This window comes from Schleiferilactobacillus shenzhenensis LY-73 (genome assembly GCF_000469325.1).
Taxonomy (GTDB): Bacteria; Bacillota; Bacilli; order Lactobacillales; family Lactobacillaceae; genus Schleiferilactobacillus; species Schleiferilactobacillus shenzhenensis.
Genome location: NZ_KI271586.1, coordinates 115110 through 125492 on the forward strand (window position 1 = coordinate 115110; position 10383 = coordinate 125492).

General features: G+C 60.4%; 13 protein-coding genes. 12 read left to right on the forward strand and 1 reads right to left on the reverse strand.

The window, feature by feature from the left end:
* The first annotated feature begins 196 nt into the window (after positions 1–196).
* The 10 genes from efp to recN all read left to right on the forward strand — a co-directional run bounded on the left by efp (position 197) and on the right by recN (position 8262).
* Complete coding sequence (gene efp, locus L248_RS05960; RefSeq protein WP_022529232.1) at positions 197–760, forward strand: elongation factor P; 564 nt, start codon at positions 197–199, stop codon at positions 758–760.
* A 31-nt stretch (positions 761–791) separates the two neighbouring features.
* Positions 792–1256, forward strand: a complete 465-nt coding sequence (locus tag L248_RS05965; protein ID WP_022529233.1) for an Asp23/Gls24 family envelope stress response protein — start codon at positions 792–794, stop codon at positions 1254–1256.
* Positions 1249–1677, forward strand: coding sequence for a transcription antitermination factor NusB (gene nusB / locus L248_RS05970; protein WP_022529234.1), 429 nt, complete (start codon positions 1249–1251; stop codon positions 1675–1677). The genes L248_RS05965 and nusB overlap by 8 nt, the downstream gene beginning before the upstream one ends.
* 94 nt (positions 1678–1771) lie before the next feature.
* Complete coding sequence (locus L248_RS05975) at positions 1772–2632, forward strand: bifunctional 5,10-methylenetetrahydrofolate dehydrogenase/5,10-methenyltetrahydrofolate cyclohydrolase (RefSeq protein WP_022529235.1); 861 nt, start codon at positions 1772–1774, stop codon at positions 2630–2632.
* The gene (gene xseA / locus L248_RS05980; RefSeq protein ID WP_022529236.1) at positions 2619–3992 is read left to right on the forward strand and encodes an exodeoxyribonuclease VII large subunit; all 1374 of its coding nucleotides are present in this window, start codon (positions 2619–2621) and stop codon (positions 3990–3992) included. Before L248_RS05975 ends, xseA begins: the two co-directional genes overlap by 14 nt.
* Positions 3973–4251 carry an exodeoxyribonuclease VII small subunit gene (locus L248_RS05985; RefSeq protein ID WP_022529237.1) on the forward strand — a complete coding sequence of 93 codons (279 nt, stop codon included), beginning with the start codon at positions 3973–3975 and terminating at the stop codon, positions 4249–4251. The genes xseA and L248_RS05985 overlap by 20 nt, the downstream gene beginning before the upstream one ends.
* The gene (locus tag L248_RS05990; RefSeq protein WP_022529238.1) at positions 4217–5143 is read left to right on the forward strand and encodes a polyprenyl synthetase family protein; all 927 of its coding nucleotides are present in this window, start codon (positions 4217–4219) and stop codon (positions 5141–5143) included. The genes L248_RS05985 and L248_RS05990 overlap by 35 nt, the downstream gene beginning before the upstream one ends.
* Positions 5144–5152: 9 nt before the next feature.
* Positions 5153–5995, forward strand: a complete 843-nt coding sequence (locus tag L248_RS05995) for a TlyA family RNA methyltransferase (protein WP_022529239.1) — start codon at positions 5153–5155, stop codon at positions 5993–5995.
* Entirely contained in the window at positions 5976–6452 is a 477-nt protein-coding gene (locus L248_RS06000; RefSeq protein ID WP_022529240.1) for an arginine repressor, read from the forward strand. The genes L248_RS05995 and L248_RS06000 overlap by 20 nt, the downstream gene beginning before the upstream one ends.
* Before the next feature lie 88 nt (positions 6453–6540).
* Positions 6541–8262 (forward strand): DNA repair protein RecN, encoded by a 1722-nt coding sequence (gene recN / locus L248_RS06005; protein WP_022529241.1) that lies wholly within the window; start codon positions 6541–6543, stop codon positions 8260–8262.
* A gap of 348 nt (positions 8263–8610) precedes the next feature.
* Here recN and L248_RS06010 read toward each other — a convergent pair whose 3' ends face one another.
* The gene (locus tag L248_RS06010) at positions 8611–8961 is read right to left on the reverse strand and encodes a hypothetical protein (RefSeq protein WP_022529243.1); all 351 of its coding nucleotides are present in this window, start codon (positions 8959–8961) and stop codon (positions 8611–8613) included.
* Positions 8962–9028: 67 nt separating this feature from the next.
* On the opposite strand from L248_RS06010, the gene L248_RS06015 reads away from it, so the two are divergent.
* Together L248_RS06015 and L248_RS06020 are read left to right on the forward strand one after the other, a co-directional pair.
* On the forward strand, positions 9029–10045 hold the full coding sequence (locus L248_RS06015; protein WP_022529244.1) for a patatin-like phospholipase family protein: 1017 nt from the start codon (positions 9029–9031) through the stop codon (positions 10043–10045).
* Positions 10035–10271: a YdbC family protein gene (locus L248_RS06020; protein ID WP_022529245.1), complete on the forward strand. Its 237-nt coding sequence runs from the start codon at positions 10035–10037 to the stop codon at positions 10269–10271. Before L248_RS06015 ends, L248_RS06020 begins: the two co-directional genes overlap by 11 nt.
* The last annotated feature ends 112 nt before the right edge of the window (positions 10272–10383 follow it).

Sequence of the window (10383 nt, forward strand, 5' to 3'; positions counted from 1 at the left end):
ACCCACGGTGTTCCAGCCCCAATCTGCGGAGCCCGTAGTCACCCGGGCCAACGCCCGACACTAACCTGCCTCCCAATCGGCCCATCCCATAGTCACCCGGGTCAAGACAAGACGGTATCCCCGCGGTGGCGCCAAGCGCGCACTTTTGATAAGATAGAGTAGACATTTAAGCGTACCAATTAATTGGAGGAATAGCATGATTTCCGTTAACGATTTTAAAAACGGCCTGACCATCTTGGTCGACGGCGAGCTCTGGCGCGTCGTGGAGTTCCAGCACGTGAAGCCCGGCAAAGGCAGTGCCTTCGTCCGCTCCAAGCTGAAGAACCTGCGTACCGGCGCCGTTCAAGAAAAGACCTTCCGGGCCACTGAAAAAGTAGAACCCGCTGAGATCAATACCAAGCAGATGCAGTATCTGTACCAGGACGGCGACAACTATGTCTTCATGGACACCAGCACGTATGAACAACTGGAACTGCCTGGCAGTGAGATCAAGAATGAGCTCAACTACCTGAAGGAAAACATGATGGTCAACATTATCATGTACGGCAGCGAGACACTGGGAATCGATTTGCCGAACACCGTCGACTTGAAGGTCACTCAAACCGAGCCGACGATCAAGGGCAATACGGCCAACGGCGGGTCGAAACCGGCGACGATGGAGACCGGCCTGGTCGTGCAAGTGCCTTTCTTCATTACCGATGGCGATGTGCTGACGATCAACACCACCGACGGTACGTATATTTCCCGGGCGAACAGCTAATCCGTTCACCCCATGATTGGAGGTCTGCGCAATGGCAGAGGAAAAACGCATTGTGTTAGCAGCAGAACCGGATCATTCCGGGGATATTGAGATCACGCCAGAGGTCTTGGCAGTCGTGCTGGGCATTGCGGCCCAGCAGGTCGATGGAGTCTACGCCATGCGCGGGTCCTTGGCGAACAACATTTCTTCCCTTCTGGGTAAGGACAGCCACGGCCAAGGGGTCAAGCTGACCACGCGGGACGACGGCAAGCTCAGTGCCGACATCTACGTTTACCTGGACTACGGCGTGTCCGTGCCCAAGGTCGCGCTGGCGCTGCAGAAGAGCCTGCGGGAACAGATGCTGTTCATGACTGACCTGCAGTTGGCCGAGGTCAACGTGCACGTCGACGGGCTGGTCCCGGAGAAGGCTGCGAAGAAACAGGATCCAGCTGACTTGTTCCGGGATACGGACGAGGACACCGAGGCACCCGCCGAACCGGAGGCGCAGCATGATTGATCGCCACCAGACCCGGCGGCTTGCCTTCCAGACGTTATTTAATGTGATGTTCGGGGAAGAAAAGACAGTCCCCGCGGACGTCTATCCCACCGTGTTCGAACTGAATCACGTGGCTTCTGCCGATGTCCCACCCTACCTGGATGAACTGGTCCAGGGGGTTTTAGACCATCAGGCCGACCTAGACACCGTGATTGAGGCCCACCTGCGCACCAACTGGAAGATCAACCGGTTGGAGCGGGCGACCTTAGTGCTGCTGCGGCTGGGGACGTACGAGTTGAATTATGAACCAGGCCTGGCGACCAGTATTATTCTCAACGAGATGATCGAGCTGGCCAAGGAGTTTGGCGGCAACGATGCGCCGCAGTTCGTTAACGGACTGCTGGCGGCTGTTGCCAAGACCCGGGATGCTGCCCAAGCCTAACGATCGGTACACCGTATGCTGAACCGCCGACCAGGCGTACACCGGGTCCGCCGGTTTGGTGTAGGGTGTTTTTTTAGTGAAAGCGAGGAATGTCATGACGACAGTGGTGGACGGCCGTGCCTTGGCCAATGACTTATTAAATGCCTTACCGCCGCGTATCCAGTCCCTGCAAGCGCAGGGCGTAGTGCCGGCGCTGCGCATTATCCAGGTGGGGGACGATCCAGCGAGTACGCTTTACATTAGGAATAAAGAAAGGCGGGCCGCTAAGCTCGGTATCGATGTGGCCGTGATTCAATTGCCCGCCACCGTCAGTCAGGCTGAACTATTGGCAAAGATCGCAGCACTGAACGCAGATCCGGCTGTGCATGCCATTCTCGTCCAGATGCCGCTCCCGGGACATTTGGACGACGCTGCCGTGGTGGCGGCCATTGATCCAGCCAAGGACGCGGATGGGTTCACTCCCACTAATGCTGGCCGCCTGTGGTCCGGCGATCCTGGACCGGTGCCGGCGACGCCGGCCGGCATCATGGCCATTTTGCAACGTTATAAGGTACCGCTGCGCGGTGCCCGGGCGGTGATGGTGGGACGTTCCCGCATCGTTGGCCGACCCATGGCGGCGATGCTGCTGAACGCAGACGCCACCGTCACCGTGGCCCATTCACAGACCAAAGATTTGGCCAGTGTGACCCGTACGGCGGACATCGTCATCATCGCGGTGGGGATTCCCCATTTTCTCACGGCCGCCATGGTCAAGCCGGGGGCCGTCGTGATTGACGTCGGTATCGACCGGCTGGCGGACGGCAAAGTGACCGGCGATGTGGACTTCGCTGCCGTGGCCCCGCTGACCAGCGTGATCACCCCGGTGCCGCGGGGAGTCGGGCCGCTGACGGTCGCCGAATTGATGATCCAAACGGTGGCCTTGACGGAGAGTCAGGTGCGTCATGAACCCAGCTGAACCGGAATACCTGACCGTCAGTGCCCTGACCAAGTACATCGCGCGAAAGTTCGAGGCTGATCCTTATCTCGGCCGCCTCTTTGTCACCGGCGAAGTGTCCAACTTCCGCCGCCGCCCCGGTAACCAGTACTTTAGCTTGAAGGACGATACGGCCAAGATCAACGCCATGATGTTTGCCCGGGCGTTTGCCCAGGTGCCCTTTGATTTACAAGAAGGGATGAAGGTGGACGCCGTGGGTCGAGTGGCTGTTTACCAGCGCAGCGGTGAATATCAATTATACGTGGACCAGCTGCAGCCGGCCGGGGAGGGCGACCTGTACCTCCGGTTAGAGGCGTTGAAGAAGAAACTTTCTGCGGAGGGACTCTTTGCCCAGACGAAGCGGCCCTTGCCCCGGTTCCCGAAGCGTATCGGCGTCATCACCAGTCAGTCCGGGGCCGTGATCCACGACATCGAGACCACCGTCGCCCGGCGCTACCCCTTGGCCCAGGTCATCTTGTTCCCGGCCGTCGTCCAAGGTGAGGCAGCTGCCGGCAGTTTGGTCGAACGGCTGCATCAGGCTTACCTTTATCCCGGCTTGGACGTCCTGATCATCGGCCGGGGCGGCGGTTCTATTGAAGATCTTTGGCCTTTCAATGAAGAAAGTGTCGCCCGGACCTTGGTGGAAAGCCCCATCCCGGTGATTTCTTCCGTGGGCCACGAAACGGACACCACGATTGCTGACCTGGTGGCCGATGTCCGGGCGGCGACCCCCACAGCGGCCGCCGAGCTGGCCACCCCGGACACCGTCACCGATCTGCTGGCCGCTATCCGCCAAGATGCGGCGACGATGACCCGTACCGTCGCCCGCCAGCTGGGGAACGCGCGCAACCGGTTGGACCAGCTGGCCAACGCGCCGGTCCTGCATCAGCCCGAGCGGCTCTATGCTGCCCAAGCTCAGCAGCTGGATAATCTCCAGCAGCGGCTGCTGCACGCGTGGCAGACACAAGACAGCGGCGCCCGCAACGCCCTGGCGGGGCTGGTCAACCGACTGTGGCGGCAAACCCCGCAAAACCGGGTAGCGCTGGCTGCCCAGCAATTGACCAACTTGCAGCAGCGATTAACGACGGCCCAGCGCCAACGGCTGACCCATGACCGGGAGTCGGTGCGCACCGCGGTCCATGCCCTGGACCTGCTGAGTCCCTTGAAGGTCTTGGACCGGGGCTACACGTATGTGGCAGATGACACCACCGGGGCTGTCTTGCCGCAAGTGAGCGCCATTCATCCGCCCCAGAAGGTGACGATCCACTTCAGCGACGGCACCGCCGCTGCCCAAATTACGGAAACAAAGAAAGGAACTGCTCATGGCCACGAAGACGAGTAAGAAACAACCCAGTTTTGAAGAGAACATGACCGCGTTACAAAATATCGTCAACCGTTTGGAAAGCGGTGATGTGCCGTTGGAAGAGGCCTTGACCCAGTTCGAGCAGGGTATCAAACTGACTCGGACGCTGGAGAAGACGCTCACCCAAGCAGAGCAGGCGATGAACAAGATCGTGGCGGCGGATGGTCAAGAAAAGCCGCTGGATCAGGAAGGAACCGACGCCCATGACAGCAGTCCAGCAGACGATTCTGACCAGTAACTGGGCCGCTGCCACAGCGGCTTTCCAGGCGGAATTATCGCCTTTCTTAACCGCCCAGATCGATGCGGACGTGACCCAGCAGCCGCTGCATGACGCCATGGCGTATACCCTGGCCAGCGGCGGCAAGCGCCTGCGGCCGACGCTGGCTTTCGTTGTCAGCCAGCTCGGGGAGACGCCGCCGGCAGCGGCAGCGATGCGCTTCCCCGCGGGGGCAATTGAACTGATCCAAACATATTCACTGATCCACGACGATCTGCCAGCGATGGACAACGACGATCTGCGCCGGGGCCAGCCGAGTAATCATGTCCGGTTTGGCGAAGCCCAGGCGATCCTGGCCGGCGACGGCCTGCTCACGCTGGCCTTCAGCTGGCTGGCCCGGGCCCCGTTCAACAGCGCCTCCCGCATCGCCATGGTAGCGGCATTGGCCGCTGCCGCCGGCCCAGCGGGGATGGTTGCGGGGCAATCCCAGGACATGGCCGCGACAGGTGAATCCGTGCCAGACGAGGCCGTGATCCAGCTGGTGCGCAACAAGACCGCCCGGCTGATTACCGGCGCGGCCCAAATCGGCGCCATCGCCGGCCACTTGACGACGACCCAGACGGCCGCCATCACGGCTTTCGCTGACGCTCTCGGTCAGGCCTTCCAAATTCGCGACGACATTCTGGACGGGACCGAGACCACGGCCCAGTTGGGCAAGACTGCTGGGAAGGATGCGGCGGAGCACAAGAGTACCTACGTCAGCCAGTTTGGTCTGGCCGGCGCCCGTCAGCGGCTCCAGGCCGCGCTCACTGCCGCCCGCGGCGCCTGGACCCCGGCCGTGCTGGCATCCTTCCATCAGACTGCTATCCCGCCGGTCTTCGCCGATTTGATCCACCAATTAGCAGAGGAGTAATTTTTATTCATGAGTGAGAAAGAACGCGTCGATGTCCTCGCCGTCAACCAAGGTCTGTTTCCCTCCCGGGAGCAGGCCAAACGGGCGATCATGGCAGGCGAGATCTATACCGCCAAGATGCAGCGGCTGGATAAGGCCGGGGTGAAGATTCCCGCCGATACAGAGCTGGTCCATAAAGGTCACAGCCTGCCCTATGTCTCTCGCGGCGGTTTGAAATTAGCCAAAGCCAAGGACGTGTTTGGCCTGGACTTCCAAGGCGCCACCGTGTTGGATATCGGCGCGTCCACCGGCGGTTTTACCGATGTCGCGCTGCAAAACGGAGCCAAACTGGTCTATGCGCTGGATGTGGGCTATAATCAACTGGCTTATTCGCTTCGGGAGGACCCCCGGGTGGACGTCATGGAACGGGTCAATTTCCGGTACAGCAAGCCAGCCGACTTTACCCATGGCCAGCCGGATATCGCCGTCACCGATGTGTCGTTTATTTCTCTGCGGCTGATTCTGCCGCCCCTGGTGCCGATTCTAAAACCCCATGGCCGCGCAGTCGTCTTGGTCAAGCCGCAGTTCGAGGCTGGTCGGGAGCACGTGGGCAAGGGCGGAATCGTGCGCGACCCGGCGGTCCACAAAGAAGTGCTGCAAACGATCACTCAAGCGGCAGCGGCAGACGGCTACCGCATCACCGGGCTGGACTTTTCTCCGATTACCGGGGGCAGCGGGAATATTGAGTTCCTCCTCGCACTGCAGAACGAAGGCACGCCCCAAGCCGGTTATCCCGCGGAGCAGATTGATGCTGTAGTGGCCGCTGCGTGGGCGACCTTGAAGGCCCCGGGCCATGGCCAAGCCAAGCACTGAGGCGCGCCGGGCAGCAATCAGGGCGCTGATCAGCACGCAGCGCATCGCCACTCAAGCCGACTTGCACGCCCGCCTGACCGCCGCCGGTTATGTGACCACCCAAGCGACGCTGTCCCGGGATCTGGCCGCGCTGGGGGCGGTGAAGGAGCGGGACGCCCAGGACCGGCTGCACTACACCCTGCCCGAGCCGCTTCCGGCGGTAGCTGAACAGCGGCTGCAGCGGGCTTTGCGGACCAGTCAAAGCCGCTTTGAACGGCAGGACCGCAACATCGCCATTCACACCCAGCCGGGGGCCGCACCCGCCGTCGCGGCAACACTGCGACAGCTGCCGCTGCCCGCCGTCTTTCTGATCCTCGGTGATGACGCGGCGGTCCTGCTGATCTGCCGGACGGACCAGGGCACTGCCGCCACATTACAGTGGCTCCGCCGATTACGAGACGAACGGCTGTTTTCTTGAGCACCGATTTGGTATAATGAGACCAAGTGAATCGACGAACGTACGTTTAACAGCTTGATCTGATCATTCAAGAAAAAGGTGACGACATATGTTACAGGAACTCGCAATCCATGATTTTGCGATCATCGAACAGCTTTCTGTCGACTTCAGCACGGGCATGACCGTCCTCACCGGGGAGACCGGGGCAGGGAAGTCGATTATTATTGATGCCGTCGGGATCCTCGTGGGCGGCCGCGGCTCGGCCGACTTCATCCGCACTGGCGCGAAGAAAGCCACGGTGGAAGGCATGTTCAGTATTCCCCCGGCAGCGCCCACGGCGGCACTCTTGCAGAAATACGGTGTGACCAGCGACGACGACCAGGATACGGTGGTGCTCCAGCGGGAGCTCTTCACCAGCGGCCGCAACGTCTGTCGGGTCAACGGCCACTTGGTCAACACCAGCACACTGAAGACCATCGGCGAGACGCTGGTCGATATTCACGGCCAAAATGAACACCAGGAACTGATGCACCCAGAAAAGCATCTCGGGCTGCTGGACCAGTATGCCGCTGACCAGATCAAGCCGCTGCTGACGACGTATCAAGCCCGTTATGCCGACTGGAAGGACTTGGCCAGCCGGGTCAAGGAACGGGTCGCCAATGAGCGCGAATGGGCCCAGCGCTTGGATATGCTGGAGTATCAGGCCAAGGAGATCAGCGAAGCCCACTTGCAGCCGACCGAAGAAGACGATCTGAATAACGAACGGGACCGCCTCAACCACTTCCAGCAGATTCAAGATGCCCTGACTACCGGCTACGGCGTGCTCAATGGCGACGATGATGAATCCGGGGTGATCGACCGCCTGGCGGAAGCGATGAGTGCCCTCCAGGACATTTCTCACCTGGACAATCAGTACGAGGATATGGCTGAATCCGTGGCGAATGCCTATTATTCCCTGCAGGACGTGAGCAGCAGTCTGAACCGGGAGATCGACGGGCTGGAATATGAACCCGGTCGGCTGGATCAAGTGGAAGAAAGGCTCGCCACCATTCAGCAGCTGGAGCACAAGTACGGCGCCACCGTGCCCGATGTCATTGCCTTCGGGGAGAAAGTCAGCGCGGAGCTCGACGAAATGAACAATACGCAGGGGTCTAGCGAAGAACTGAAGGCCAAATTGGCGACGGCTCAGACTGACGCCTTGGCGGCGGCCCACGCGCTGTCCGCTGCTCGGGTGGCGGCGGCCAAGCAGCTGAGCAAAGATATTCATCAGCAGCTGGCCGACCTCTACATGGGGAAGGCCGTCTTTGACGTCCACTTCACGGTCCACGACGACCAGCTGGGCCCCACCGGTATCGATGCGGTGGAATTCTACATTCAGACCAACCCGGGTGAAAAGTTGCGGCCGCTGGCGAAGACCGCCTCCGGCGGCGAACTGTCGCGGATCATGCTGGCCCTGAAGACCATCTTCTCCCAAGCCGACGGCGTCACCAGTATCATCTTCGACGAAGTGGATACCGGTGTCTCCGGCCGGGTGGCCCAAGCCATCGCGGAGAAAATCAGCCGCATCAGCCGCCATTCCCAGGTGCTCTGTATTACCCATCTGCCCCAAGTCGCCGCGATGGCCGATCACCAGGTGCACATCGCCAAGACGGTCAAGAACGGTCGCACGATGACCAAACTGACTCCGCTATCCGGCACCGGCCGGGTAGAGGAGCTGGCGCGGATGCTGGCCGGCACGACGATCACCAAGCTGACCAAGGAACATGCCCAAGAATTGCTGCGGCTCGCTGACCAGGATAAAGACAGCCAGGCCAAAGAGGCGACCGCCTGAAATGATAAAATGCGGCAAGGAACGCCGCATTTTGGGACCTGCAACGGCGGGGTGTTTGTTCAATTGATGAGTACCGTACTGAATCGCTGCCTTTGATCATGATGTTCAGAGCAGCGCGAGAAACACCGCATTTCGGGGCCAGCGCGATTGATTGGTAAGCGGGTACGCTTTTGGTTGGCAGCGTTAGAGATTTTCAAGGCGTAAAAAAAGAATCTGCGTTTTGCGCAGATTCTTTGATTTTGGGGCAGGTTGTGCGTATTTAAGTATAGGATGAACGGTCTCAGGTCATTTTCGTTGGCCAGTCCGATGATCACTTGCGTCACTTCAACGAAACATTCTGTAATGTCGTTACTCAACCTCAGCCAACGGGGCGGGCCGGGCCGCCGGCGTTCCCCCAACGCGGCGTAAGCCGTAGACTTCCGCGACGGTGAAGACCCGGAAGAGGCTGCGGTCGTCGCTGGTGAAGAGCCACTGCTCGCCGCCCATGGGCCGCACGTAGCCGGTGGCCTGGAGCAGGGTCGGCGGGGCGTCAAAAGTAATCGTCACGTGGTAGCGGCGGACGCTGCTTTGCTTCAAGAAATACGCGGCTTGGCTGGCGGGCATAGCGGCCGGTAATTCGGCCGGCCAGTCAAATAGCCGGCGCATGGAACCCGAAAGATGCGATTGAATGGTGGTGATGACCGATTGTTTACTCTCCATAATGAAAAACGCCTCCCGAACGAACGTTTGATATCTACCCTTATAGTATACGAACGGTCGTTCTAAAATGCAACCATATTTTCGCCTCTTATTTGATCAACCGTATTGTCTCGTTCTCGGCGGCGGGGGCGCGAAGGGTGCCTTTGAGATCGGCGCCGCCAGCGTCCTGTGGGCTCACCGGCCGCCTGCTGCCATCGTCGGCAGTTCCATCGGCGGGTTCAACGGGGTCCTCCTCCAGGGCAGTCCCGCGGCGGCATGGGCATACTGGCAGAAAATCACCCCGGCCGATCTTTTCGTGCACCCCGACTGTCCCTTGCGTGATCCCGCGCCTCTGGCCCAATTGCTTCGTCAGTATATCGCCGTCCATCCGCTGACCATGCCGCTATGGATTACCAACACGGCACTGCCTGGCGGTGGGCAAGTGGTCGCGCTGACGCCGGAAAATTGCCAAGACCGACTCCCGCAACTGATTGGCGGCGGCAGTTTCTTCCCGTTGCTTAAACCGCAGCGGGACCATGGCCGGTGGCTGACGGACGGCGGGATGTGGAACGACTTGCCCATCACCGTCGCCGCTCACCAAGGGTACCACCGGGTGGTGGCCACCTACATTGCCGGGTACGGCCCCATTGCGCCCACCCCAGCCGGCACGCAAGTTTGGCGCATCGCCAGCCCCTGGCATTTAGGCGGCTTTCTCAATTTCAATCCAGCCCAGAGCCGCTTTGGTTATCAGCTCGGTCAGCTAACCACGCGCCGGCAGCTGAACGGGGATACTGGATGGTATACGCTGCTGGCGCCGCAGCCCAACGAGTGGCCCCGCCGCATCGCCCAAACCCAAGCCGTCTGGTGGCCGCTGCTGGTTCGCCAGTTCCCGGAACTGGGCCACTTGCCGCCGGTCAATGGGCTGACCCAGCTCCTCGCCGCCCAGCGCGGTGTTGACCCCAGTCGGCCCTATATCGTCCCGGCGTTGCTCACTGCGCTTCGCCAGCCGCCCGGTCCATACCGTAATACCCGCCTCGGCCCGCTGCCGCAGCCGCTTTTGTCCGCACTAACAGCACTCAGAAAGGAAATCTTGTATGGCACGTAAATCCTCTGAACCCATCCAATTCACAATTGAAGAAACCATCGGCGTCCTCAGCACCACGGCCAACGGTTGGCAAAAGGAGCTCAACCTGGTCTCCTGGAACGGTGCCCAGCCCAAGTTCGACATCCGCAGCTGGTCCCCGGACCACACTAAAATGGGCAAGGGCATTACCTTGACCAATGACGAAATGGCAGCCCTGAAGGAGACTATTCAGGCTGCGGGGCTGTAAAGCTGTTCGCTGAACCCGGCGATTTGGGCTCTCCGGCTGGCTGGGCGTGGAACGAGTTCGCGAGACCCGGCGATTTGGGCCCTCCGCCAGGGGGCCTGGAACGTGGTGGGCA